Raw genomic sequence first — 22,872 nt, forward strand, 5'->3', positions numbered from 1 at the left:
TTGTCCTGATCTTCATCCGGCGCAGCAGCTCAACTTTGCCACGTCCATATCGAAGGTTTGCGCCGCCAGCTTCAGCCCTTCCACGGTCGTCAGATAGGGGAAGATCGTCTCCCCGAGCGCCTTTGTGGTCATGCCAAACTTCAGCGCCATAACGAGGGTCTGGATCGTATCGGACCCCTCGGGCGCGATGATCTGGCCGCCAAGCAGCCGGTCGGACTTTCTGTCCGCCACCAGCTTGATCAATCCGCGCGTGTCGCGTGCGGCCAGTGCGCGCGGCACCTGATCGAGCGGTACGATGGACGTCTTGACGTCGAGGCCCGCGTCCCGCGCCTGGGCTTCACCGAGACCGACGCCCGCGACCTGCGGGTCGGAAAACACCACCCAGGGCATCGCGGCGTTGTCGTAGCGATGGTCTTCGCCGAGAACCGCATTTTTGGCCGCGAGCTTTGCACCATAGGCCGCCATATAGACGAACTGGTCGCGGTCGGTCACATCGCCTGCGGCATAGATGCCGCGCACCGATGTCTGCATGTCCTCGCCGACGACGATGGACCCACGCGCGTCGGTTTCCACGCCGATTGCGTCCAGGCCCATATCTTTGGTATTGGCCCGCCTGCCAGCGGTCGAAACGAGGTGATCCGCCGTCACTTCGACAGGCTTTCCGTTCTGGATCACGCGCAGTGTCACGCCCGCGTCGTCGCGGCGCACAGTGTCGTAGCTTAACCCGGTCAGAAGAGTGATGCCTTCGGCCTCGAACGCCGCCGCCAATGCCTCCGAGACCTCTGGTTCCGCGCCGGGCAACAGATGCGAACGGGCGACAAGCGTGACCTTCACGCCCATGCGGCTCATCATCTGGGCCAGCTCCGCGCCGATGTAGCCCGCGCCGATGAAGATCAGGCTTTTCGGCAGTACTTCGAGTTCCAGAAGACTGGTGCTGTTGAGCGCGCCGATTTCCTCGATGCCGTCGATGGTCGGCAGAACGGGACGCCCGCCCGTGGCGATGATGGTCCTCGGTGCTTTCAGGGTTCGCTCACCGACTGTCACGCCACCTTCGATCAGCCGCGCGGGACCGGCGTCGATGTAATCGACATCCTCATATTCCGGCAGAAGGTCCGCGTATTTCTTCTGGCGCAGGGTCGTGACCAGATCGTCCTTGGACTGAACGAGCGTCTGCCAATCATCCACTTGTGCCCGTCCCGACAGGCCGGGGAACCGCTTGGCAGCCCCCGCACAGTGCACGGCCTCTGCCGCACGGATCATCGCCTTGGAGGGCACGCATCCCACGTTGACGCAAGTTCCGCCGATGGTGCCATGTCCTACGAGGGCGACACGCTTTCCGGCATCCGCGCCGGTAATTGCGGCGGAGAACCCCGCCGATCCGGCCCCAAGAACGATCAGGTCATAGCCGCCCTGTTCATCGTCGGTTTTGTTCAGGTCTTTCATCTCAGCGCGCCTCGCCATGTTCGGGGTCTTTTGGTCTGGCGGCGAGCAGATATATGACCGCGCCGATGGCGATCAGCGGTGTCAACATGCCGAGGAGGCCGAAGACCATGCCGGTGGCGGTGCAACATCCCATCATCATAAGAGCGATCCTTTCTTTTGCGCACGGTTCAGGAGAACCGCGTAGAGTGCTGTGGCGGCGAAAACGCCGATTGTGATCCGTATTGCGAACCTGAATTCGAGAAGAATGATCAGGATCGACAGGGCCACCGCGAGGCCGGTGGCCCAAAGTTTCGGGGCCGGTCCCGGTTTGCCAGCGCGCAGCCAAAGGGCCTGTGCCACCACGGCGAGGCTGAAAAACAGCAGCGGGAACAGGGCGTAATCGAGCCAGCCCGTGAGGGCCGACAATCCGACGCCAGCGACGATGACGACCAGAAGCGGTGTAAAGCAGCAGAGCGCGGCGAAGAGCGCACCGCCAAGCCCCCATTTCAGCAGACGGTCGGAATTTTCAGGTGTGTCAGTCAAGGAGCCGTCTTTCTCTGTGATGGGTCGGGGCCGGAGGCGCGTTTCATTTGCGAACGACGCAGTGCGCGGACGATCAGGTAGGTCAGACCCGCCAAAACCAGCACGGCAATGCCACTCATTCCAGAGAGCCAAGCCCCAACGCCGCCGAACAACGCTGCAAGCACGGCAGTTCCGCCGCCGCAGCAGACGACCACGACCGGAGCTGCTATTCCGAAGGCCAGCAGGCCACCCATCAGATTGTCACGCATTGCAGGAGATTGTCACGCATTGCAGGCGGCTCAGGAGGCTGTGTCGGGCAGCACCTGCGCCGGATAGCCATTGGCCGTCACCGCGCCGATGATGCTTTCGATGGAAGTTTCGGCGTCATCGTAGGTCACGCTGTAAACACCCTGCCCGTATTCGGGGCCGTCCTCGAATGCGGCGATCTCGACCGACGGAACACCGCGCATCGAGCTGGCAACAATGAACGAACAGGACGGGCATGTCAGTTCGCTGACGGCGATCTCGACCTGGCGCTCTTCAGCGAGGGCCGGGGTCGAGAGTGCGACGATGGCCAGGGCGGATAACAGGAGATGCTTCATGGTCATGGTCCTCGTTCAGAATTTCAGGATGAAGGGGGTGATGTAGGGAAAGATCATGGCGACAGCGACAATCGCGGAAGCGGCCCAGAGGGTTGCGCGCATGATGCGGCGGTCGATGGGGCGGGCGCAGGTGCCATCGGCACAGGCCTCGGCATCTACAGGCTTGTAAGCCTTGTAGAAGCCGTATCCCAAAAACGCGGCGCTCAGCGCGAAGGTGTACCATTTGTAGGCATAGAGCGCCCCGAGCTGCGCGATGAACACGCCTGTCACGCCAAAGCTGACCAGCACCAATGGAAGGATGCAGCAAGAAGTCATCGCCAGCGCACCGAGGACGCCGAGGCCGGTCACGCCCCATCCCTTGGTGGTTTCGTCGCCAATTTTCTGCGACTGAGATTGCGGAAGTTCCGCCAAATGTTGTTCCATCGAATCTTCCTTGAACAGATGTTTCCACCGTTCTAGGGTCTGTAGTTGATACAGGCTCAAGGGATTTTTCGGCACAATGAGTAACACAAGCGTGAGATCAATTCGGCGGGGCGATTTGGCCCGCGCAACGGGCTGCAACCTGGAAACCATTCGCTATTACGAGAAAATCGGGATCATGCCGGACCCGCCGCGCAGTACGAAGGGCTACCGAAGCTACGACGATGCCCACGTCAAGCGGCTGAAATTCGTCATGCGGTCCCGCGATCTAGGCTTTTCTCTCGAAGAGGTTCGCGGGCTGCTTGGGCTGGTCGATGACCGATCCCGGACATGCGCCGAGGTGCAGATCATCGCCGAAGATCATCTGACTGACGTTCAGGCCAAGATTGCCGATCTGCAGCGCATCGAGCGCGTCCTGTCGGACACTGTTGCGCGATGCACCGGCGATGCTGCCCCAGAATGCGCGGTGATCGATGCGTTACTCGATGCTTAGTCCACCCTGAAGAAGAGGGGGCAACGGACCTTCGTGAACGGCGCAGCGAAAGCCCGAAAAGTCCCGCATTGTGTGAGTTCATGCACAGTGCGGCGAAAGGCTGCTTTCTCCTTTCTACTCTCGCAAACGTTTTGCTCGTTCCGCCATTCTGACCACCTGCGCGCTTGTCGTTGCCGCGGCGCTCCGCACAGCGGCAGGCGTCTGCACCGCGCCTCGTCCGATTACTTCGCTTGTCGTGAGCGCACCGATCCGCGCCCGGCCCTTCACGCCGTCGGTATTGAAGATCCCCCGCATGATCCCGGTCGATCCAGCGACCACAGCGGGCGCTGCGGCTACCATCAGGTTCCCAGAGATCCCCCGCACAATCAGGGGCGTTGCAGCGACGAAGCCCTTGGCTAGGAACACCATGACGAAGAACGGCACGAGCGATCCGATGTTGGTTGCCGAGTTTGGATCACCGAGCTGCGCGAGAAGCGAATTCGCCATGCCGACGACGGTCGAAAACATTGCTGCGATGACGATGGGGTAGAAGGCATAGCTGACCGTCGTCGAGACCCACCTATGGAAGAAATCCTTGGTCGCGTCGAAGAGCGACAGAGCGATCATGATCGGAGCAAGGCCGAGCATGAGGGTCAGCATCATCTTGGCGAATATGAGGACGATGCCGGTCATGAAGCCAAGGAGGCTCAAAAGAATAAGCCCGATGCCGCCTAGGATCGCGCCCGTCATCCAGTTCAAATTGCTGCCGATGGCATTCAGGTACTGGCTGAATTTTTCGATCAGGATGTCGAATTCGCCGGCAAAGTGTGTGGCTCCGGCTCCTCCGCCGCCAACCGAAGACACCAGCGCGCCAGCGACGTAGTCCAAGCCTCCAATGACGGCGTTCGCTACTGCATTGAAGTTTGCCCAGTTGAAGGCGAAGAGCCCTATCAGCATCAGCTTGATCAGGTACCAGAAGAAGCTGGCCCCATCCATGCTGCGGAACTGGAATGCCATGTTGATGCAGACGCCGATTAGCGAAAGCTTGACCATCAGCAGGACGATCGTGCCGGTATTGCTTGCCACGGCCCCGAACTGGGACTCAGCCGCATCGACAAGGAACGCGTCTGCCGTTCCGACCATCCAGCTGACGACGCCCATTACCAGTTGCCTTGAGCTTCGCAGATTGTACGCACGCTCGGCTCGAGTTGCTTCCTTACTTCAATCCAGTCGCGGCGAAACGCTGAATGCTCGGCTTGGCTAAGGCCTGCATACCTTTCATGATACTCGCCATCGGAGCTACCCCAAGCGGGAAAGCGGGTTTCACAGCCGCAGTCGCCAGATTCAGCGATCTCCTCCCAGGCCCGAATTTCGTACAATTCCATCAAAGCTGCTGCCTTGTAGGCTTCCCGCGGATTGATTTCGTCCATCCAGGTCGGGCGCGCCGGACGATCGTTGCAAATCCGGTACTTTTGAGGCGACATATCGACCGTGAGATCGTTTGAGATCGGAGGCGAAGTCTGCGCCACAAGGGGGCCCGCCAAGGCGGCAAGCATGAGTGCGAGAATTGGTTTTCGCATCTGGGGGGTTCCTTTTTTACTCAGCGGCAACGGAGGGGCTCTTGTTGCCTCTGCCGTCGACCGTGTCGAGGTTCAAATCTGTGGTTTGACCCGGGAGGAAGAACTCGGTGATCCCGCGCGCGCCTTCATGGCGGCCTGCCTGAATGATCACGTCGATCGAGCCCTCAATGTAATCGATCATGTCGGCATAGGTCATCGGCACATCGGTTTTCAGGGCGGCGATGGCGAGGCGGCGAACAGCAAGTTGTGGGGTCTCGGCATGCAGCGTAGTCAGCGATCCACCGTGGCCGGTGTTGATTGCCTCGAGAAACGTCATCGCCTCGCGACCGCGGACTTCGCCTAGGACAATCCGGTCGGGTCGCATGCGAAGCGTTGAGGCCAAGAGCACATCGGCACTGCGGGCATCCGTGTCCCGGTCCGCGATCAACGTCACGGCATTGGGCTGCTCGGGGCGCAGCTCGGCCGCCTCCTCGATGGTGATGATCCGCTCTTCGGGCGGAATCAGCGAAAGGATCTTGCGCGCCGCAACCGTCTTGCCGGTCGACGTGCCACCCGAGACGATCATGTTGAGCTTGTTCTCGACGCAAAACCGCAGCGCGGCGCCGATGTCGCCGGATGTCACCACATCGCGCAGTGCGGCGTTACGTTCGCGGCGCAAGCCTTCGAGGCTGCGCTCCTTGCCATAGAGAAATCCGAGCCGGATCGCCTCTAGCGGCAGGGAGGAGAAAAACCGCAGTGATATCGAAAACCCGCCCTCGACTGCCGGCGGCTGGATCACCTGCGCGCGGATCGGGCGATCTCGATATAGGATCGAGACCGAGACGATAGGCTTCTTGGTGCTGAGTGTGGTCGAGGCGGCGGAGGCAATCTGGTTGCCGAGGTCCTTGATCTCGGTTGGGCTCAGCGGGCTGCCGAGACCTCGCATGAAGTGGTCGCCCTGGAATTCGCCCCAGACTTGTCCGTCGGGATTGATGCAGATCTCGATCGTGTCGTCGCGCAGGACCTCGGGGCCGAAACGGTCGAGCGACGCTTCCAGATAACTTGCAGCCATGTCAGAAAATCTCGAGGTCACGATCAACCATGACCGTGATCCGTGTACCCTGATCGACATGTATCACTGGCCGGATCGCCAGATAGTCCTGCATCACGCTTTGCGTGCTATCGCGCAGGTCGCTGCCGACATCACTCGCAACATCGGCCGCCGCCTCGCTGTCGATTTGACCCGCTGCAGCCGCAGGCAAGGCGCCGATCAAGGAGATCAGCGCGGCGGAGCCGAAGCGTTGCGCGAAACGGGTGTCGACAAACCCGGTGGTGCCAGTACGGCCGAGTTCGTCTCCACCGAAGGCGCTGATCTGCACGGTCTGATTATCGGGCAAGATGATCCGATCCCATGCCACCATGACGCGCGATTGGGCAAGTGCGACATCGGAGCGGTAGCGCCCGATCAGCCGCGCGCCGCGCGGGATCAGGATACGCGTTCCATCGAAAGAATGGACGTCTTCCGAGACGATGGCGCGGATCGCGCCGGGCAGTGTGCTGTCGAGGGCCGTCTCTGTCACAGCCTGAATCATGGTGCCTTGAACAACCGTGTTCGATGGGTTCGCGATCACTTCGGCACGTGTCACCTGTGCTGGTTGCGCGCCCGAACGAACAAAGGCTTCATCTGCATTCAGACGCGCGGCTTCCAGCGTATTCTCCCTATCCGCACCCGCGCCCATCCCGGAGAACGCGATCATAGGAGACGCGATGCGCTCTGCGCGGGCCTCAGCTTCGGCTGCGCGCCGCCTTTCGAGTTCGGCCAGCCGCAATTCTTCTTCACTTGGTCCCAATGAGCTCGGCTCTGGTGGTACAAGCCGTGCAAGCTCCAAGTCCATGCGGAGCTGATTCAATTCGCGATCCCGCTCGGTCAGTTGCCGCTCGAGGGCACGCTGCGCCTCGGCGGATGCTTCCTGTAAGGTGGCAATTTGCGCCGTCAGGTCGGCAATAGCCTGCTCCGCCCCGCTATCCGCGGCCTCGGCCGGTCTTGCGCGCAGTTCCTCGAGTTCCGCTCTCAATGTCGCAAGACTTTCCATCAGCGCGAGTTCCGACTCGCTCGGACCTGTGTCCGCAGGCGGGGCTTGGCTGGGCTCCGGGGCAGAAATCAGCGCCAGATCTCCGAATCCGGGGCCGCTGCTCTGGAACTCTTCCGGCGCGGCGGTCGCCATTGGCGCTTCTGCCGACGGCTGCAGGGCAGCCCATGCCAGACCGCCTGCTGCCGCGATGCCGACGACCCCAAGGATCGCGGCAAGCGGCGCAGGCCGCTTGCTTGCCTTCGCTTTGCCTGTCGAGCCTTCGAGAGCCGCGAGGCGCGCGGCGAGGTCTTCCGTACCTTCGGTCATGATGTGGCCTGTCCTGCGTCCTGGACGCAAACCACCTCTTCGCCAAGTCGAAGGACCCATTGTCGGTTGACGCCGGACACGCGGATGACGCCGTCACTCAAGGCTTGGCTGTTCACCGCGCGTTCCCTGCCGTTCGAATAACGGAAGATGGCGGGCACCGGCGCATTCCGTGCGAACCGGAAATACGTGAAGGTACCATCATCCCAGATGGCCGTCGGCGTGAACTCTTCTCGGGCGCTGACCGCATAGTTCGCATTCGGCGCATCGGCCGCAACCGCCCTGGTGGGTTGCACGCGGTTTTCAGGATAGCGGAACTGCACGACATAATGCGGCGTCTCCCGGGCTTCGACGACATGGAAGTAGTAGGAGCGGCGGTTGGTGTAGACGGTGATGTTGGTGGCGACGCCAGATGCTGTCGGCTTAATGGCGAAGGCACGGCCACCCGGGACACCGTCGAATTGAAACCCGACCGTATCGCCGGCGATGATCGAGCGGATGGTTTCACCCTCACCGAATTCGACCGTGGTGACGCGGGTCAGAGTCGTGACGACACGGTAAACCTGGCCTTCAGTCCAGGTCGCTACGCGCACGCGGTTGTCATGAGAACCTGGGCGGGGCGTGGTCTCGGCCAAGGCAGTCGATCCCGCGAACGTGAGAAAACTGGCGGCCAACAAGGTAAAGATTGGAGTGCTAGTCATTCGGAACGGTCCGATCGGATGGCATATTGGGTGACGGTGAAACCGAAAGGGTTTTGCCAGACATCGTCGATCGCGCGGGTCCGCTCGGGCCGGAATTCGAACATCAACGTGGCAGTGAACGATCCATCCTGTACCCCCTGCGGGCTTGTCAGGCGCTTTCTGAGCCGGACCTGGGCGCGGTTATCGCCAATAAGGGTGATCGATGCGATCTCAACGGCCATCTCGGCCGCAGCCCCGTATCGCGTCGGCGGATAGTTCTCCTGACCCGATGTCCACATCTCGCGCATGCTGGCCTCGGCCGACCCGGAAGACTGCGCCAGGACACGGCGGACACGAAGATCGTTGTCGAGCTGGTTGTAGGTTTCGCGGTCGAGAATGTAGCGGTAGATTTGCGCTTCGATCACGGCAGGGCGTTCGGCGAGCGACACGGTTTCAACCGTGGCATTGGGGAGCGCCATCCCGGTCGCGGGATCGTAGGGGACAACCACGGGAGGCGGCGTCTCGACCATCAGCGCGACAGCCGCAGCTGTCAAACAGCCGAATACACCAAAGCCTGCTCCAGAAAGGCCGATCATCCGCCAAAGCTGTTCCCGGCGCAGGGCACCGTAGACAAGTTCCTCTTCCACGAGTTCGCGCGCAGTCATCACCCCTGCCCTACTCATGGCTCAAGGTCCGGCAAGGTGAAGTCCATGTAGCGGCGTTCTTCGGCAACGGTGGCGGCGTCAACCACGCCTGCATTGCCTGCGCCTAGGGTTTGAATCGCTTCCAGCTCCCACATCCGGGTCATAGCGATGGCGAGTTCCGCCGTGACGCGGGTGTTGTGATCCATCGAGGCTTTGAGATCCTCCATGTCCGGGATCATCTCGACCAGACGTTCCACCCGTTCGAGAGACTGTTCCGCCTCTGCGTGGCTGTTCTGCGCCGCTGCCGACATCACAGCACCTGTGGTTGCCCGCGTGGCCACGCCTTCAGCGCCCGGATTGCCGCTGGTGGCGATTTCGCGGAGAGAATCCTCGTCGAACCCGGCACTTGCCAGCGCCTGTTCCATCTGCGTGCGCATGGGCCCGGCATTGGGCCCGATGAGAGCGCTCCAATCGCCCGCCTGGATGCCTCGGATCAGGCCGGGGATGTCTTCGAAGTTGGCCTCAAGCAAGGTGTCGAGGTCCCCGCCCATGGCAAGTCCGAGGATGCTGCGCGGCCCGGTGAGCGAGGCATACATCTCGTTCAGCTGATCGAGTTGGCTTTGCAGCATGTCCAGTTGCTCCAACGCATTGTCCAGAAGATCCGTCTGGATCCCGAAATCCTGCAGCATCTGTTGAAGCTGGCGGATTTCCTGAGCAATGTTCTGAGTGTCCACCGTGGGCACACCCTGTGCCGCGACAGGTCCGGTGACATTGAGGGTGAGCGCGAGAGCAATGCTACCGGCGAAAAGGGAACGGGGCAGGCGCAGGTTCAACGCAAATCCTCCTGACTGAAATCCATGAATTGCCGCTCGGCAGCCTGGGCCGCCGCCAAGGCGATCTGCTCGGCACTGAGTGGCTCGGTTCGGGCGGCCTTGATCCGGGTCCGGATTGCGACCAGCCGGGCCTGTTCGGCCCGGGCATAGGTGTTGAGCGCGATGGCCTCGTGGAGATCCTCGGTCTCGCCAATGCGGGTGATGATGTCCTGCACGCGCAGGGCGGCCGCGCGGACTGAGACCAGCGAGTAGTCGCCATAGACCCCTGCGCCGTGGGCCGAGAGGCTGAAACTCGCATTCGCCAGAAGGACCGGGTCGATGGTGCCGAGCGCATCGATGCCGCCCATGGCCGCGAGGTAGCTGTTGTACTGCTGCGGGATCACCACGACATAGTGCTGGGTTTCCGCGAAAGGCGGCACACCGCCATAATCCTGCACATTGCCAGGACCGGCGTTATAGGCGGCGAGCGCATGGATAATGTTGCCATCGAACATGTTCAGCATTTGTGCGAGGTATCGCGCACCGCCGGTGACCTGCAGATAGGGATCGTCGTAATAGGCCGGGTAGATCCCGAGATCGCCCGCGGTACCGGGCATGATCTGGGTAAGTCCGAAGGCCCCCACGGGTGAGCGTGCCCCGATCTGGAAACGACTTTCCTGCCAGATCAGCGCCTGCAAGAGACAGCGCCATTGCACGAGCGAAAGACCTGCGCGGCCGACCCCGGACAGACTATGGGTGTCGCGTGCTGCGCGGATGATCAGCTCCTCGATCCCCTCCCTGGCATCGCCGAACATCCGCGCTGCCGCTGGATTGGTGTCCTCGGGCGCATAAAGACTGGCGGCCGCGCTTTCGACGTCGTCGACCGCCCCCTGCCCCGCCTCGAGCCCCGCCACGGTTCCGGCCACGTCTCCAGCGCCAAGCGACATGGCATCCATCAGCCCTTCGAGGGAGGCGAGTTGCTGGCGCTCGATTTCGGCCAGTTCCTCCTCTCGGCTTAGCCGGACCTGCTGCAGTGCCAGGTCCCGATCGGTCTGCTCAAGGATGGCCTGCCGCTCTGCGAAGAGGCGCAGATCGAAGGTCGGCACGCCTTGGGCGACCGCTGGCCCCGCCGTGGGACCTGCCAGTGCAAAGCCGATCATCGAGAGAGGAAGCCAGGTCCGCATTGGCTCAGCCGCCCGCCCCCAAGAGGACGAAATCGCAGGCCGTGTCGCGGCGCGTGACCTCCGCCCCCATGGTCGAGATCGTGGCGGTGGCGGTTCCTGCCTGCGCAGGAGCCTCGCGAAAATTGAAGCAGTTGGCTTGCGGGGGGTTATGCTGCGCACAGGCTGTCAGGGTCAGGCCGAGCCCGAGCAGCACTACGCTGCGAATGATGGTACGGGTCATGTCACTCTCCAGAAATCAGGACGTTCGCGATAATCGGCGCCGACAAGCGCTTCGCCCTTCTCCATTCCGCCAAGGATGGTCACGAGCGGGCCGAGCGCGCTGAGATCGGCATCGATCACGACGGAACCACGGTCGTCGCGTACAAGCGCGAGCCGCGAGGCCGAGCCGACGCCCAGAAGCACGTCGAGCTCTTTCTCGGTCAGGCCGAGCATCGCGTAGTCAGCGGCGGAAGCACGAATGTTGGGCAAGAGCACCTGCGTCGGCACCGCTTCCACGATGGTCTTGCCGGTGCGCGTGCGCTCGAGCTGGCTGGCATATTGCGTCATCATCACGACGACGGCGTTCTGCTTGCGGGCGGTCACCAGCCAGTTGCTGAGGCGCTCCGCAAAGTAGGCGTTGTCGAGGGCTTTCCATGCCTCGTCGATGACGATGATGGTGGGCTTGCGGTCCTCGATCACCCGCTCGACCCGGCGGAAGAGGTAGGACAGGACCGCCATGCGTTCCCGCTCGCTCTCGGAATCGAGGATGCCGGTGAGGTCAAAGCCCGCGACGTCTCCATCGATGCTGAAACTGTCCTCGGCATTGGCCCCGAAGATCCAGCCGTAGCGACCCTCGGCCGTCCATTCCTGCATACGCTCGAAGAGATCGCCCTCGTCATCGGTCGAGACCAGCAGCGAGGCGAAATCCGACCAGTTCCGTAGACCCGCATGTCCTGCGCTGGCGTTCTGGCGCACGACTTCCTGCAGTCGGTTGGTCTGAACCGGGGTTAGCGGTCGATCGCGCCGCTCCAAGAGGCTCGCGAGCCAATCAGCAAGCCATGCCTGGCCCCGCACGTCGATCTCGGTCTGGAGCGGATTGAGGCCCGTGGGGCGCCCCGCCCGCACGGTCGAATAGCTGCCGCCGAGCGCGCGGACGGCCATCTCCATGCCCGCGCGATAGTCGAATACGAAGACCCGCGCACCTGCCCGCCGTGCCATGGTCATCAGGAAAGCCGCCAGGACGGATTTGCCGGAGCCGGGACGGCCGAGGATCAGCGTGTGGCCTCCCGTGGGCTCGCGATCCGGCGCGCCCTGTTCGTGGAAGTTGAAGCGAAAACCACTGCGCTCGGGTGTCGGAAAGAGCGTGATCGGCACGCCCCAGGGGACTTCCCGCCCTGTCTTTCCGAGCGGGGTGCGGTGGAAGGTAGCGAGATCGGCGAAGTTGTGGTTCGTGATTGCGGCCTTGCGGCTGCGCGCCCCTGTGTTCCCGGGATGCTGCGCCATGAAATGCGCCCGCGCCCCGAAGGCTTCCGAGATCAGGTTGATCCCGGAGGTGGCGGAGATGTTGCGGATTTCGGCCGCGATGTCGTCGAGGGCGGCCTGGGATCGCGCATAGACAGCTACGGTCATGTGGTGCTCGCCGAAGATCAGGCGTTTGGATTCCAGATCGTCCTGCGCGAGTTCCAGTTCCTGGGCGAGACTGACGGCTCCGTCATTGGCGGCCTGCATTAGCCGCAGCTGCCGCTTGATCCGGCCCGCCATAATGTTGGCGTTGATCGGCACAAAAGAGTGCGTGACCACCATGTCGACGGGCAGATTCAACTCGTCGAGCATCAGGCTATCGGTCTTGGCCGGGTAGTTCTTCACCGCAAAGATCGCCCCGAGCTTGTCGCCGACGGCACCGTCCGAGAGTGCGATGGTCGTGCCGCGGAAGGTGACGCGCGTATTGGCTACGTCCTCGGCGATCACACCGAGGCGCGACCGGGGGAAGAGCGGGTGCTCCTCGCCCGTGTTGAGTGAACCGAGGAAGCCCAGAAGCTCGCCGGTGCTTGCGGCCAGAAGGCGGGGCTTCAGCTCATCGAAGGAGGACAGCAGAAAGCCCACAACCTCGTCGAGCTTGCGCAAGCGGCGGGTGGTGTCGGCCGCATGTCGCGAGCGAGACGCCCCAAGTCCGAACGGCAAGCGGCTGCTCACCTCGGGGCGCTTCAGCACGGTCAGGGTCAGCGTCTTGTCGCGCAAGCCCGCGCGGCCGAGATGCGCGTGCCATCGTTTGTCGATGGCAGCAGCGAACCCCTCGCCCGGAATGGGCGGCAGGGTCACATCGACCGCTTTCGAGACCTTGTGCAGGTAGAATGAGAACTCGGTCCCGACCTGCGCCACGATGCCAGCCAGCAACCCTCCGATCCGGTCGAGATGCCCGTCCTCGCTCGTGATGCTGTTCACCCCCTCGAGCCGGATGCATTGCATCAGCTCGTTGCCGCGTGTCCGGATCGTTCGGTCGTTCACGAGGCTCACATAGGGCAGCATCATTGAGAGCCGCTTCTCGCCCTTGACCCATGCGGGTAGCGCGGTCAGCGGATCGATGGCGTTCTCAACCGCATCGGCAATTCCATCACGGGGCATAGCTGTCGCCTCCGTGCAGCTTGCGGTTCGTGGTCGGCGGGGTTTCCTGCAGGGTGATCACCAGGACATCGAGGAAATTCGGATCCCAGTCTGCGGCTTTCCAAAGCGCCGGCCAGGCCAGCCCCGCGAACACAGCCACCACCCAGCTCTGCACCCAGAGGAATAGAAGCGTCGAGCCGAAGAGCCAGACCATGGCGTACATGATCGGCAAGCCCATCAGCTTGGGTGGCCTGAGAAGACCGATGAACACGCGGGACTGGTCAGCCATGGATAGAGCTCAGGTGGTCCAGATGGCGGCGACGATGGTGGGTGCTGCGGCGATGCCCGCGATTGCAACCACGACCCAGAGCGCCTGACGAAAGTCGAGGATGCCAAAGAGCCAGGAAAGGAACACCCCGATCAGTGCGAGCGTGCCAATCACGATCCCCAAGGGACCGGTGATCGCATCGACAATTCCTTGAAGCAGGGTCTGTACCGGCGAGAGGTCGATGCTCTGTGCAAGCGCTGGACCCGCCAGCACGATAAGGGCCATCGCGCCGAGCGCGACGATCGAAGGTCTCGATGTCATGAAAGATCTCCTCTGAGCCGCTCAAACACGGCAGTCACACGGGCCACATGCCCTTGGGTTTCGCGAAAAGGGGGAATGCCGCCGTGGCGTGTGACCGCCTCCGGACCAGCGTTGTATGCCGCAAGGGCCAGAGAGCCCTCGCCGAACTGGTCGAGCATCATCAGCAGGTAGCGGGCTGATCCGTCGAGATTCTGCGCAATGTCATGTGGGTCCACGCCGAGGTCGCGGGCGGTATCCGGCATAAGCTGCCCGAGGCCTATAGCCCCGACAGGGCTACGTGCAGCCGGATTGTATGCGCTCTCGACTTCAATGTTGGCGCGGTAAAGGAGCGCCCAATCAGTGACGGAAAGCCCCGCGCGACGCAGCGCACCATGCCCGGCATACCGTAGAGCCGTGGTCTCGATCGCATGGAGGATTTCTGGGGTGGCGCCGGCGGCAGATCGGGCCGGGATCGCTGTCTCGACAGTGGCGCCAGGAACGCGAGGTTCTGCGAAGAGAAAAAGGCGCCCGTTTGCCTCTTGAGAAGTGGAAATCAATTGGCCGTCTGGGCCAACCGAAAAGATGAAACCGTCGGCCAGGGCCGGGGGCGCGGAACAAACGCCTGTACCCAAAGCAACGACGAGCGCAGTCGCGCGGTCAGCTGCCTTTGACCGGAGGCGCGGCGTGGCGTTCGCGGCCACCTTCTTCAAGTGGGATGCTAGCGGTCGTACAGCCCATGTCGGCCAGGAAACTGACAAGGCCAACGATGGTTTTGAAGTCGCGGAGCTTGAGGACGCTTCGGCTGGTGACGAGCATCTTATCGTCACGCCCATCAGTGGCGACGGCGCGGATGACCCACGAGCCGTACCAGCTGTTATGGCGCTTCTCTGCTCTCTCCTTGCAGACCACCTCAATGAGGTAGCCCTCGGCGAGCAAGCCGCGCAGTCCGTCTTCTGTAACCACATTCGGGGCTTCTTCTATCATGGCCTTCCCTTGGGTCCTTGTTCTGCCTGGGTGCAGTATCAGGCCCACGGGGTCGCAACACCGTGAGCGATACAAAACAACATTAATGATAGCAAGACAATAATAACGTGTTGACGAAGTTCGCCTTGCTCCGATAACGGTGATAGCCGACAGAATGATAATCTTAAAGGCGGCAAAGGAGTTTTGCCCTGCGGCTGTTTATTGCGCGCAACGCACCGTTGCTGTTCGCGTTCCTGCTTGGAAGCATGCCGATAGCCGCAGCAGCAGATTGCGTACCTCCCGAACGACCGTTCTTGCCTCAGTCGCAAGACGACATGCGTGCCTACGCCGATCTGATCAGAAGCGATTTCGAGGCCTACATTGCCGATGTGCAGGACTACTTCCGTTGTCTCGACGCCGAGCGCGCTCGCGCCTTTGTTGAGGCGAGGGAGGTCAGTGATGACTACGCTAGGTTCCTGAATGCTCTCGAGTAAGCGACTACGGGTTTGTGCCGCCAGTAGAAATCAACCGTTAGACCAACGCTCCGTCAGTCTCCAACGCAATGATGTTTTTCAAGCGGGCGATCATGTCGTCACCGCTTGCGACATCTACGCTCGCACATTCATTGATCGATTAGGATTTCAGCAGTTTTTTCAAACTTCTACGAAGAATGTATGAAAAATTTGCCCACACGTTTTGGTGACTTGCCGACATTTTGTTTCAGCAATACAGCTTCAAAAATGATGTACAGGATTCGGGCCGTTTTTGGGATACTCCAGATTGCCTCCATATTGGTGGCAGTGACCCTGATGCCGTCCAATGCATCAGCCATGGTTTCGTGCTCTGTTGAACAAGTCGCTCAGGAGTCTTCAAACGAGCGCCACCATCATGAAACGGACATTCCGGCTGCAGATATCGACCATGGAGCAGACCACTGTGCGTCACATATCTGCGTGGTCGGTGACTTCGTAGGTGCCGAAAGTTGCACAAAGCAGTCCGCTAATGTTTCCCTCCGGTCCTGGGATATTGCGTCCCTAGTCCGTTCGGCCACACCCGAAGGTTTGCGGCGCCCTCCTCGCGCCTGATGCACCTGTAGCCGCAGTTTGACTGCGACCATCTGCATCTGACATTTCGAGGAAATCTAAGTGAAAATTCTGCTTGCGGCATCCTTGCCGCTGTTCGGGGCCGCCTGCTCGGCGCTTCCTGAACTTGAAACCGTGCCAGCGCTTACGGCGGCGGTTACATCGCCTGTGGTCGCGTCTGCGCAACCCGGGCCTGTTGTTGCTTACGCGGGCTACTCGGTCGGAGAACCGGCCGAATGGCGGATGCTGAATGATGAACAACGGGAGGGTGGCGAATGAAACTGCCTCTTCTCATGGGGTCCATGTTGCTGGTGTCCGCCTGCGCCAGTCCTGCCGTTCTTGAGCGTGCAAAACCAGATCGCGCGGGCTTTGGCAGTGTCGAGACGGGTGCACGCCAGGCTCTAGGGGCCACACCGATCTGGAACCTGTCTGCCGCGGACCTTGAGGAAACGCGCAAGAGGGTTCACGCCATGGTGCATGGTAAGACCGTCAGCGCCGACACCGCAGTGCAGGTTGCCCTGATAAGCAGTCCCGCACTTCAAGCCAGCTTCGCTGAGCTAGGTCTGTCCTCAACTGACTTATGGGAAGTGGCTATGGGGCCGGTGCCCTCGATCGGTGTGTCAATCTCCGGGTTGGCTGGCGATGTCACTCGCACACTTGAGGCAACATTAATCAACTCCCTGCTCGACGTGGCAACATCCGCACCGCGGACCCAACTTGCGGAGATTCGCTTCAGACAATCCGAACTTGCTGCGCTCGCCGACACGATAGACTTGGCCGTTGAAACCCGCCGGGCCTGGATTGAGGCGGTTGGCGCTTTCGAAGCCGCTGCACTGATCGCTCAAACTCAGGGCACTGCCGAGGCAGCGTCCGAACTTGCTGTGCAACTGGGCCGTACCGGCGCGATGAGCAAGGCCGATCAAGCAAGGGAGCATGCCTTTACTGCTGAGCTTGCCGCCGAACGTGCAGCCGCCCAATTGGAGGCGCAATTGGCCAAAGAAAAACTGCTTCGGCTGATGGGGCTTTGGGGTAGCGACACCACTGTATTCGTGCCGGACTCGCTGCCCGCCTTGCCTGGTGGCCCGCGCGTTGCAGGAAATATCGAACAGCTGGCACTGGCAAACCGCGTAGACCTGGCATCTGGAAAGCTGGAACTCGAGGCGCTCGCGCTGGACTACCGTCTGACCGGGCAAACCCGTATGGTCTCGGACGTCCAGTTGGTGGCTGGTTTCGACCTGGAACGTGCAGCCGGAGAAACCGAGGCCAATCCAGCGCTTGCTCTAGATTTCGAGATCCCGCTCTACGACACCGGTCCGCTGGTGTCGAAGCGTGGCCGCATGGCCTATCTGCAGGCAGCGAACAGGCTGGCCCAGCAGGCCGTCGATGCGCGTTCGGACGCACGCATGGCCTATAGGGCCATCACCGGTCGCCATAGCATCGCGCGGCATTGGCGCGACTCTGTTTTGCCTCTGCGACGCCAGATCGATGACGAAGCGCTGCTGTCCTACAACGGCATGCTGACCTCGACCTTTGAATTGATCGCTGATGCCCAGGAGGGGCTCGCTTCGCGCCTCTCTGCCGCAGAAGCGAAACGTGACTACTGGCTTGCCGAAACAGACGCGACCGCGGCGATTTGGGGCGGGGCAATTACTCTGACCGGAGGTAGCGAAGAATGATGAACCGTCGTCAATTACTGGGCGCGGGATTGACCGCGAGCGCTGGAGCTGTGCTGGCGAACGCCGGGGCCGCGCAAACACGCTTTCGCGATCTGCCCGAGGCCGCCTTTACCGACAGCCCCTATACACAAGTTCCCCCAAGGCCTTCGGATCGGTTCGACTACAACCCCGTTGTAACACTGAACGGATGGTCTTTGCCGTATCGCATGAACGGAGATGTAAAGGAGTTCCACCTCGTTGCAGAGCCTGTTGAAAGGATTATGGCGGACGGGATGATTGCGCGGCTCTGGGGCTACAATGGCCAATCCACCGGACCCACAATCGAAGCGGTCGAAGGCGAGCGGGTGCGTATTTACGTAACCAACCGTCTTCCGGAACATACCAGCGTGCATTGGCACGGACTGATCCTGCCATCGGGAATGGATGGAGTTGGTGGTTTGTCGCATCCCGGCATCCCGCCGGGTAAGACCTTCGTCTACGAGTTCGACCTCATCAAGTCCGGCACCTTCATGTACCACCCGCATGCGGACGAGATGGTACAGATGGCCATGGGCATGATGGGGCTCTTCATCGTGCATCCGCGCGACCCGGCGTTCATGCCGGTGGACCGGGATTTCGCGTTCCTCCTTGCGGCCTATGACATCGACCCGGGGACCTACATCCCGCGCGTGGCCGAGATGACCAATTTCAACATGTGGACCTGGAACAGCCGGATCTTCCCGGACATCGATCCTCTGGTGGTCAACAAGGGGGACCGTGTCCGTGTGCGTTGTGGCAACCTGACGATGACCAACCACCCAATTCACATGCATGGCTATGACTTTCAGGTCACCTGTACTGACGGAGGCTGGGTGCCGGAAAGTGCCCGTTGGCCCGAGGTCTCGATCGACATTCCTGTAGGCGCCATGCGCGCCTACGAGTTCGACGCGATTCACGAAGGTGACTGGGCGATCCACTGCCACAAGTCGCACCACACCATGAATGCTATGGGCCACGACATCCCTACATTTATTGGCGCCGACAAGTCCCGCCTGACCCAAATGATCCGCCGCCAGCAGCCTGGCTACATGCCGATGGGCACGGCGGGTATGGCGGATATGGGCGAGATGTCGATGGAGATCCCCGAGAACACCGTGCCGATGATGACCGGATGGGGGCCGCATGGCCCATTGGAAATGGGTGGCATGTTTAGCGTGGTGAAGGTTCGCGAGGGCATCGACCGCGACGATTACAGCGATCCTGGCTGGTACGACAACCCGCCCGGAACACAGGCCTACGAATGGACGGGCGAGCTGCCCGAACATGCATACAACACCAGTCCGAAAACCGTGATCACGCCGCGCGGCGGCGTGCGGCAGGGCTGATGCCAGAGCACAGGAGAAACACGCTCATGAAAACTGCACTTTTGACATTGGGGCTGGCCCTGATTCCCGCCCTCGCAATTGCGGACGCCGGGCACGGCAACGGTCAAATGGCCATCGGCATGCCTGCGATGCATGGCCATGAACCCACGCGAACCATCGATGTGATAATGCGTGAGGACTACGACAAGGACGCACCGTTCGTCTTCGAACCCTCCTCGGAAATGACTTTTTCTGAGGGTGAAACCGTGCGCCTGCGCATCACGAACATGGGTGAGGAAACCCACGAGTTCGTGATGGATTCGATGGCACAAAACGCTGAACACAAAGAGCTGATGGCCAAGTTCCCTGAGATGGAACATGACGACCCTAACGCTGTGCGCCTTGAACCAGGTGAAGAGGCGGAGATCCTTTGGACTTTCAACAAGGCCGGCAACTTCGAATTCGCCTGCCTGCTGCCCGGCCACTATGAAGGCGGCATGCACGGCGCCCTTACTGTCAACTGATCTCAAATCAAAGGAAACCAATCATGACCAAATTTTTGACGCTCGCCGCTGCCCTTCTGATGACCGCTGGAACTGCAATTGCTGCTAGCGATAGTGCCATGTCCTCGGGCACGGTGACCAAGATCGATGCCAAGTGGAACAAGATTACTGTCGACCATGGCCCGCTGGAAAACCTCGACATGCCAGCAATGAAAATGGTCTTCGTTCTCGCCGATCCCGCGATGCTGGAAGGGCTGAGTGAAGGCGCACAGATCAACTTCGTTGCCGACCGTGTGAATGGCAAGCTGACTATTACAGAGCTGGTGCAGTAACTACAGGTCGCGCGCCCTGTCTCGCAGGGCGCGCGATTTCATTCGTCGTCGGAGATCATGAGAAAGTTGCGTCGTCTACGACAGAAAGATCCGCAAGAATTGGACAATCCGGTCGGTGATCGCCAGCACACTGGTGCACGAGAGACGAAAGAGTTTCTTTCATCGACATGAGTTTAGAGATCTTTTCATCAATCTGGCGCAGGTGCTCCTCTGCGACGGCCTTTACCTGCGCACTTTCTCGATTGTCATCGTTATAGAGCGCCAAAAGCGTACGGCAGTCTTCGATTGTAAATCCCAAGGCTCGCGCTCGTCCGATGAATGCCAGCTTATGAAAATCGATCTCTCTGAAGCTTCGATACCCGTTTGCAGCGCGCAAAGGTGTTACTAGACCGATATCCTCATAGTAGCGAATGGTCTTGGCCGGCACTCCTGACCGCTCGGCAACATCACCAATGTTCATTTCTGCCTCCTCTCACTCGGCCGGGACGGGGGCGAAGTCCTCCACCCGCCCAGACTCTTGGCGCTCGTCCATCGCCGGTCTTACGCGCCGCAGCCGCAAGGCGTTCGTCAAGACAAAGACCGAGCTAAGTGCCATCGCACCGGCAGCGACGACCGGTGACAGCAGCACGGCGAAACTCGGATAAAGCGCTCCGGCGGCCAAGGGTATCAAAGCCACATTGTAACCAAAGGCCCAACCAAGGTTCTGTTTGATGTTTCGCATGGTGTGTCGCGAGATCTCGAAAGCGTTCACAACGCCGCGAAGATCACCGGACATCAATACGACATCTGCGCTTTCGATCGCCACATCCGTGCCAGTGCCGATGGCGATGCCAACATCCGCGTGGGCGAGCGCGGGTGCATCGTTGATGCCATCGCCAACAAAGGCCAATGTGCCCTGCTGGCGCAGATTTTCCAGTGCCGCCACCTTGCCGTCGGGCAAGACCCCCGCGATCACGTGGTCGATACCAGTCTCTTCGGCAATTGCTTCTGCCGTTTCGCGTTTGTCGCCGGTAATCATTGCCACCTTCAAACCCAGACTGTGCAGTGCGGCAATCGCGGCTCGGCTCGAGGGTTTGACCGGATCGGCGACGCCAATCGCAGCCACCGCCTTGCCATTGATTGCGGCGAAGAGTGCGGTGCGACCTTGCCGTGCGAGCATAGTTTCAGCCTCTGCGAGTTCACCAAGATCGATCCCTTCGCGCTGCATCATTCGGTCAGCTCCGACAACAACCTCGGCCCCGTCAACGATGGCGCGCACGCCATACCCTGTAATCGAAGTAAACGCGCTCGGTTCCGACAGTCTGATGTTTTCCGCCTGCGCGCCGCGCACGATAGCTTCGGCGATCGGGTGTTCTGATCTGGCTTCGACCGATGCGACTGCCGCAAGAACGGTGCAGCGCTCGGCTCCTTCCGCCAGCACAAGGTCGGTCAGCGCGGGACGTCCGGCGGTGACGGTGCCGGTCTTGTCCAGAGCGACAACCTTGACGTCCCCCAATGCTTGCAGAGCATCCCCCTTGCGGAACAACACGCCCATTTCAGCAGCGCGACCGGTCCCGACCATGATCGACGTCGGCGTCGCCAGTCCCATCGCGCAGGGACAAGCAATGATGAGAACTGAGACACCCGCGACCAGCGCATAGGTGAGGGCGGGATCAGGGCCGAATATTAGCCAGACAAGGATCGTCAAGGCGGCGAGGGTCATCACAGCGGGGACGAACCAAAGCGTGATCCGATCCACCAACCCTTGAATGGGGAGCTTGGCGCCCTGCGCATCTTCGACCATGCGGATGATTTGGGACAACGTGGTATCCGCACCAACACGCGTTGCTTTATAGGTCAGACTGCCCGCGCCATTGACCGTACCGCCCGTGACAGGATCACCAGCCGACTTGCCGACCGGCACGGGTTCCCCGGTGATCATGCTTTCATCGACATGGCTTTCGCCGTCCACAACCTCACCGTCCACGGCGAGTCGTTCTCCGGGGCGCACAACAATCAGATCTCCGGTGCGCAAGGCATCGATCTCGACCTCGACCGCATCGCCGTCACGCAAAATACGCGCCGTACGAGCCTGTAGGCCGAGCAGCTTCTCGATTGCAGCCCCTGTTCGCCCTTTCGCTCGCGCTTCGAGCCAGCGCCCGATCAGGATCAGGACCACGATGACCGCGGCGGCCTCGAAGTAGACAGCGCGGACGGCCTCGGGCATCAGCGACGGGAAGAACGTTGCGACAACTGAATAAAGATAAGCTGCGCCTGTGCCGACGGCGACCAGACTGTTCATGTCTGGAGCACCTTTCAGCAAGGCCGGAAACCCTTTCAGATAGAACTGTCGGCCGGGCCCAATGAGCACAGCCGTTGTGAGGATGAACTGGATCAACCAGCTGGCCTGCTGTCCTATGGTATTGTTGATCGCCATATGCACGGCCGGGATCAGGTGCCCGCCCATTTCCATCAGGAAAACCGGCAAAGCGAGTGCTGCGGCCAGTGCCACCCGGCGTGCCAACCCGCGCGCTTCCTCTTCTTTTCGCGAAGTGCGATCCTGTGTTGCCGTGGCCTCGGCCACGCTGGCTGGATATCCGGCTTGCTCGGATGCACGGATGAGGGCCACAGGGTCGGTCATGCCCTCAAGATATGTGATGCGCGCATTTTCCGCCGCAAGATTAACGTTGACCTCCAACACGCCGGGAACCGAGGCAAGTGCCTTATCGACGCGCCCGACACAAGAAGCACATGACATGGACGCGATGTTCAGCGTCACGGATGCCGTTCGCGCTGGATACCCGAGATCTTTCAGGGCTTGGACCGCATCTTGCAGGTGGGACGAACCATCCACGCTGAAACGCGCAGTCTCGTTCGCGAGGTTCACCGAGACATCGGATATTCCCCTCAACGCGGCTAGGCCCCGATCCACGCGCCCTACGCATGAGGCGCAAGACATTCCTTCAATCGAGAGTGTCACTTTGGATTGATCTGTCATTTCAGTCTCCTGGAATCCCATTTGACACCCCAAATAGGAGTTCCAGTGACTGGAAGGTCAATACCCAATTTGAACTTTCCTGGCTTCGCTTTAAAAATCTACGGAGACCCTTGACCTTCCCCCCACTGGAAGCCC

The 22,872-nt window shown here is 60.9% G+C and carries 29 protein-coding genes; 7 read left to right on the top strand and 22 right to left on the bottom strand.

Annotated features, from left to right (window positions below; translation table 11 throughout):
* Nucleotides 1-12: 12 nt before the first annotated feature.
* Genes merA through CRO50_RS19020 form a run of 6 tightly spaced genes read right to left on the bottom strand, consistent with a single transcriptional unit; the run spans nt 13 to nt 2,969 of the window.
* Nucleotides 13-1,443, bottom strand: a complete 1,431-nt coding sequence (merA, locus tag CRO50_RS19005) for a mercury(II) reductase (RefSeq protein WP_040545982.1) — start codon at nt 1,441-1,443, stop codon at nt 13-15.
* 1 nt (nt 1,444) lies between these two features.
* Entirely contained in the window at nt 1,445-1,582 is a 138-nt protein-coding gene (locus CRO50_RS20270) for a hypothetical protein (protein ID WP_007803572.1), read from the bottom strand.
* A complete protein-coding gene (gene merF, locus CRO50_RS19010) occupies nt 1,579-1,965 on the bottom strand; it encodes a mercury resistance system transport protein MerF (protein ID WP_007803570.1) in 387 nt (128 codons plus the stop codon). The genes CRO50_RS20270 and merF overlap by 4 nt, the downstream gene beginning before the upstream one ends.
* On the bottom strand, nt 1,962-2,213 hold the full coding sequence (locus tag CRO50_RS20020; RefSeq protein ID WP_072629817.1) for a hypothetical protein: 252 nt from the start codon (nt 2,211-2,213) through the stop codon (nt 1,962-1,964). Before CRO50_RS20020 ends, merF begins: the two co-directional genes overlap by 4 nt.
* A 30-nt stretch (nt 2,214-2,243) precedes the next feature.
* Nucleotides 2,244-2,546, bottom strand: coding sequence for a heavy-metal-associated domain-containing protein (locus CRO50_RS19015; RefSeq protein ID WP_040545980.1), 303 nt, complete (start codon nt 2,544-2,546; stop codon nt 2,244-2,246).
* A 15-nt stretch (nt 2,547-2,561) separates the two neighbouring features.
* Nucleotides 2,562-2,969 carry a mercuric transporter MerT family protein gene (locus CRO50_RS19020; protein ID WP_007803565.1) on the bottom strand — a complete coding sequence of 136 codons (408 nt, stop codon included), beginning with the start codon at nt 2,967-2,969 and terminating at the stop codon, nt 2,562-2,564.
* A gap of 76 nt (nt 2,970-3,045) precedes the next feature.
* Between CRO50_RS19020 and CRO50_RS19025 the strand changes: the two genes are divergently transcribed.
* Nucleotides 3,046-3,459 carry a MerR family transcriptional regulator gene (locus CRO50_RS19025; RefSeq protein ID WP_153218054.1) on the top strand — a complete coding sequence of 138 codons (414 nt, stop codon included), beginning with the start codon at nt 3,046-3,048 and terminating at the stop codon, nt 3,457-3,459.
* Nucleotides 3,460-3,573: 114 nt separating this feature from the next.
* Here the strand turns inward: CRO50_RS19025 and CRO50_RS19030 are convergent, their stop codons facing one another.
* From CRO50_RS19030 to CRO50_RS19095, 14 genes are read right to left on the bottom strand one after another with little or no spacing between them, the layout of a single operon-like run.
* Nucleotides 3,574-4,599, bottom strand: a complete 1,026-nt coding sequence (locus CRO50_RS19030) for a TrbL/VirB6 family protein (RefSeq protein WP_097147516.1) — start codon at nt 4,597-4,599, stop codon at nt 3,574-3,576.
* Nucleotides 4,599-5,018, bottom strand: a complete 420-nt coding sequence (locus tag CRO50_RS19035) for a hypothetical protein (protein ID WP_078572064.1) — start codon at nt 5,016-5,018, stop codon at nt 4,599-4,601. The genes CRO50_RS19030 and CRO50_RS19035 overlap by 1 nt, the downstream gene beginning before the upstream one ends.
* A 16-nt stretch (nt 5,019-5,034) precedes the next feature.
* Nucleotides 5,035-6,069 carry an ATPase, T2SS/T4P/T4SS family gene (locus CRO50_RS19040; protein ID WP_090062945.1) on the bottom strand — a complete coding sequence of 345 codons (1,035 nt, stop codon included), beginning with the start codon at nt 6,067-6,069 and terminating at the stop codon, nt 5,035-5,037.
* Nucleotide 6,070: 1 nt separating this feature from the next.
* Nucleotides 6,071-7,396, bottom strand: a complete 1,326-nt coding sequence (locus CRO50_RS19045) for a TraB/TrbI/VirB10 family type IV secretion system protein (protein WP_090062942.1) — start codon at nt 7,394-7,396, stop codon at nt 6,071-6,073.
* A complete protein-coding gene (locus CRO50_RS19050; RefSeq protein ID WP_149884459.1) occupies nt 7,393-8,094 on the bottom strand; it encodes a TrbG/VirB9 family P-type conjugative transfer protein in 702 nt (233 codons plus the stop codon). The genes CRO50_RS19045 and CRO50_RS19050 overlap by 4 nt, the downstream gene beginning before the upstream one ends.
* Nucleotides 8,091-8,738, bottom strand: coding sequence for a VirB8 family type IV secretion system protein (locus CRO50_RS19055; RefSeq protein WP_090062939.1), 648 nt, complete (start codon nt 8,736-8,738; stop codon nt 8,091-8,093). The genes CRO50_RS19050 and CRO50_RS19055 overlap by 4 nt, the downstream gene beginning before the upstream one ends.
* 14 nt (nt 8,739-8,752) lie before the next feature.
* Nucleotides 8,753-9,550, bottom strand: coding sequence for a type IV secretion system protein (locus tag CRO50_RS19060; RefSeq protein ID WP_057796681.1), 798 nt, complete (start codon nt 9,548-9,550; stop codon nt 8,753-8,755).
* Nucleotides 9,547-10,713, bottom strand: a complete 1,167-nt coding sequence (locus tag CRO50_RS19065; RefSeq protein ID WP_090062937.1) for a lytic transglycosylase domain-containing protein — start codon at nt 10,711-10,713, stop codon at nt 9,547-9,549. The genes CRO50_RS19060 and CRO50_RS19065 overlap by 4 nt, the downstream gene beginning before the upstream one ends.
* A gap of 4 nt (nt 10,714-10,717) precedes the next feature.
* A complete protein-coding gene (locus CRO50_RS19070) occupies nt 10,718-10,933 on the bottom strand; it encodes a hypothetical protein (protein WP_028095514.1) in 216 nt (71 codons plus the stop codon).
* Complete coding sequence (locus CRO50_RS19075) at nt 10,930-13,314, bottom strand: VirB4 family type IV secretion/conjugal transfer ATPase (RefSeq protein WP_078572051.1); 2,385 nt, start codon at nt 13,312-13,314, stop codon at nt 10,930-10,932. Before CRO50_RS19075 ends, CRO50_RS19070 begins: the two co-directional genes overlap by 4 nt.
* A complete protein-coding gene (locus tag CRO50_RS19080; RefSeq protein ID WP_009574151.1) occupies nt 13,304-13,582 on the bottom strand; it encodes a VirB3 family type IV secretion system protein in 279 nt (92 codons plus the stop codon). Before CRO50_RS19080 ends, CRO50_RS19075 begins: the two co-directional genes overlap by 11 nt.
* Before the next feature lie 9 nt (nt 13,583-13,591).
* Nucleotides 13,592-13,882, bottom strand: a complete 291-nt coding sequence (locus tag CRO50_RS19085; protein ID WP_054540759.1) for a TrbC/VirB2 family protein — start codon at nt 13,880-13,882, stop codon at nt 13,592-13,594.
* On the bottom strand, nt 13,879-14,562 hold the full coding sequence (locus tag CRO50_RS19090; RefSeq protein ID WP_090063003.1) for a lytic transglycosylase domain-containing protein: 684 nt from the start codon (nt 14,560-14,562) through the stop codon (nt 13,879-13,881). Before CRO50_RS19090 ends, CRO50_RS19085 begins: the two co-directional genes overlap by 4 nt.
* Complete coding sequence (locus CRO50_RS19095; protein ID WP_010138156.1) at nt 14,519-14,845, bottom strand: hypothetical protein; 327 nt, start codon at nt 14,843-14,845, stop codon at nt 14,519-14,521. Before CRO50_RS19095 ends, CRO50_RS19090 begins: the two co-directional genes overlap by 44 nt.
* Nucleotides 14,846-15,159: 314 nt before the next feature.
* Here CRO50_RS19095 and CRO50_RS19840 point away from each other — a divergent pair, with 314 nt between their 5' ends.
* The 6 genes from CRO50_RS19840 to CRO50_RS20420 all read left to right on the top strand — a co-directional run bounded on the left by CRO50_RS19840 (nt 15,160) and on the right by CRO50_RS20420 (nt 19,760).
* Nucleotides 15,160-15,318 carry a hypothetical protein gene (locus CRO50_RS19840; RefSeq protein ID WP_009574147.1) on the top strand — a complete coding sequence of 53 codons (159 nt, stop codon included), beginning with the start codon at nt 15,160-15,162 and terminating at the stop codon, nt 15,316-15,318.
* Between the two features lie 651 nt (nt 15,319-15,969).
* Nucleotides 15,970-16,185, top strand: a complete 216-nt coding sequence (locus tag CRO50_RS20025) for a hypothetical protein (protein ID WP_009574146.1) — start codon at nt 15,970-15,972, stop codon at nt 16,183-16,185.
* On the top strand, nt 16,182-17,582 hold the full coding sequence (locus CRO50_RS19100) for a TolC family protein (protein WP_009574145.1): 1,401 nt from the start codon (nt 16,182-16,184) through the stop codon (nt 17,580-17,582). Before CRO50_RS20025 ends, CRO50_RS19100 begins: the two co-directional genes overlap by 4 nt.
* A complete protein-coding gene (locus CRO50_RS19105; RefSeq protein ID WP_038147513.1) occupies nt 17,579-18,946 on the top strand; it encodes a multicopper oxidase family protein in 1,368 nt (455 codons plus the stop codon). The genes CRO50_RS19100 and CRO50_RS19105 overlap by 4 nt, the downstream gene beginning before the upstream one ends.
* A gap of 26 nt (nt 18,947-18,972) precedes the next feature.
* Nucleotides 18,973-19,449: a cupredoxin domain-containing protein gene (locus tag CRO50_RS20415; protein ID WP_009574143.1), complete on the top strand. Its 477-nt coding sequence runs from the start codon at nt 18,973-18,975 to the stop codon at nt 19,447-19,449.
* A 23-nt stretch (nt 19,450-19,472) separates the two neighbouring features.
* Nucleotides 19,473-19,760 (top strand): copper-binding protein, encoded by a 288-nt coding sequence (locus tag CRO50_RS20420; RefSeq protein WP_009574142.1) that lies wholly within the window; start codon nt 19,473-19,475, stop codon nt 19,758-19,760.
* Nucleotides 19,761-19,815: 55 nt separating this feature from the next.
* Here CRO50_RS20420 and cueR read toward each other — a convergent pair whose 3' ends face one another.
* Together cueR and CRO50_RS19125 are read right to left on the bottom strand one after the other, a co-directional pair.
* Nucleotides 19,816-20,220 (bottom strand): Cu(I)-responsive transcriptional regulator, encoded by a 405-nt coding sequence (cueR, locus tag CRO50_RS19120; protein WP_038068304.1) that lies wholly within the window; start codon nt 20,218-20,220, stop codon nt 19,816-19,818.
* Nucleotides 20,221-20,232: 12 nt separating this feature from the next.
* A complete protein-coding gene (locus CRO50_RS19125) occupies nt 20,233-22,737 on the bottom strand; it encodes a heavy metal translocating P-type ATPase (RefSeq protein ID WP_038068303.1) in 2,505 nt (834 codons plus the stop codon).
* Nucleotides 22,738-22,872: the final 135 nt, after the last annotated feature.

This window comes from Pseudooceanicola antarcticus, from assembly GCF_900215355.1.
In the GTDB taxonomy this organism is placed as follows: domain Bacteria; phylum Pseudomonadota; class Alphaproteobacteria; order Rhodobacterales; family Rhodobacteraceae; genus Pseudooceanicola; species Pseudooceanicola antarcticus.

Coding starts and splice junctions, on each gene's coding strand:
- merA (WP_040545982.1), bottom strand. CDS start 1,443: ATGAAAGACCTGAACAAAACCGACGATGAACAGGGCGGCTATGACCTG.
- CRO50_RS20270 (WP_007803572.1), bottom strand. CDS start 1,582: ATGATGATGGGATGTTGCACCGCCACCGGCATGGTCTTCGGCCTCCTC.
- CRO50_RS20020 (WP_072629817.1), bottom strand. CDS start 2,213: ATGCGTGACAATCTGATGGGTGGCCTGCTGGCCTTCGGAATAGCAGCT.
- CRO50_RS19015 (WP_040545980.1), bottom strand. CDS start 2,546: ATGAAGCATCTCCTGTTATCCGCCCTGGCCATCGTCGCACTCTCGACC.
- CRO50_RS19020 (WP_007803565.1), bottom strand. CDS start 2,969: ATGGAACAACATTTGGCGGAACTTCCGCAATCTCAGTCGCAGAAAATT.
- CRO50_RS19025 (WP_153218054.1), top strand. CDS start 3,046: ATGAGTAACACAAGCGTGAGATCAATTCGGCGGGGCGATTTGGCCCGC.
- CRO50_RS19030 (WP_097147516.1), bottom strand. CDS start 4,599: ATGGGCGTCGTCAGCTGGATGGTCGGAACGGCAGACGCGTTCCTTGTC.
- CRO50_RS19035 (WP_078572064.1), bottom strand. CDS start 5,018: ATGCGAAAACCAATTCTCGCACTCATGCTTGCCGCCTTGGCGGGCCCC.
- CRO50_RS19040 (WP_090062945.1), bottom strand. CDS start 6,069: ATGGCTGCAAGTTATCTGGAAGCGTCGCTCGACCGTTTCGGCCCCGAG.
- CRO50_RS19045 (WP_090062942.1), bottom strand. CDS start 7,396: ATGACCGAAGGTACGGAAGACCTCGCCGCGCGCCTCGCGGCTCTCGAA.
- CRO50_RS19050 (WP_149884459.1), bottom strand. CDS start 8,094: ATGACTAGCACTCCAATCTTTACCTTGTTGGCCGCCAGTTTTCTCACG.
- CRO50_RS19055 (WP_090062939.1), bottom strand. CDS start 8,738: ATGACTGCGCGCGAACTCGTGGAAGAGGAACTTGTCTACGGTGCCCTG.
- CRO50_RS19065 (WP_090062937.1), bottom strand. CDS start 10,713: ATGCGGACCTGGCTTCCTCTCTCGATGATCGGCTTTGCACTGGCAGGT.
- CRO50_RS19070 (WP_028095514.1), bottom strand. CDS start 10,933: ATGACCCGTACCATCATTCGCAGCGTAGTGCTGCTCGGGCTCGGCCTG.
- CRO50_RS19075 (WP_078572051.1), bottom strand. CDS start 13,314: ATGCCCCGTGATGGAATTGCCGATGCGGTTGAGAACGCCATCGATCCG.
- CRO50_RS19080 (WP_009574151.1), bottom strand. CDS start 13,582: ATGGCTGACCAGTCCCGCGTGTTCATCGGTCTTCTCAGGCCACCCAAG.
- CRO50_RS19085 (WP_054540759.1), bottom strand. CDS start 13,882: ATGACATCGAGACCTTCGATCGTCGCGCTCGGCGCGATGGCCCTTATC.
- CRO50_RS19095 (WP_010138156.1), bottom strand. CDS start 14,845: ATGATAGAAGAAGCCCCGAATGTGGTTACAGAAGACGGACTGCGCGGC.
- CRO50_RS19840 (WP_009574147.1), top strand. CDS start 15,160: ATGCGTGCCTACGCCGATCTGATCAGAAGCGATTTCGAGGCCTACATT.
- CRO50_RS19100 (WP_009574145.1), top strand. CDS start 16,182: ATGAAACTGCCTCTTCTCATGGGGTCCATGTTGCTGGTGTCCGCCTGC.
- CRO50_RS19105 (WP_038147513.1), top strand. CDS start 17,579: ATGATGAACCGTCGTCAATTACTGGGCGCGGGATTGACCGCGAGCGCT.
- CRO50_RS20415 (WP_009574143.1), top strand. CDS start 18,973: ATGAAAACTGCACTTTTGACATTGGGGCTGGCCCTGATTCCCGCCCTC.
- CRO50_RS20420 (WP_009574142.1), top strand. CDS start 19,473: ATGACCAAATTTTTGACGCTCGCCGCTGCCCTTCTGATGACCGCTGGA.
- cueR (WP_038068304.1), bottom strand. CDS start 20,220: ATGAACATTGGTGATGTTGCCGAGCGGTCAGGAGTGCCGGCCAAGACC.
- CRO50_RS19125 (WP_038068303.1), bottom strand. CDS start 22,737: ATGACAGATCAATCCAAAGTGACACTCTCGATTGAAGGAATGTCTTGC.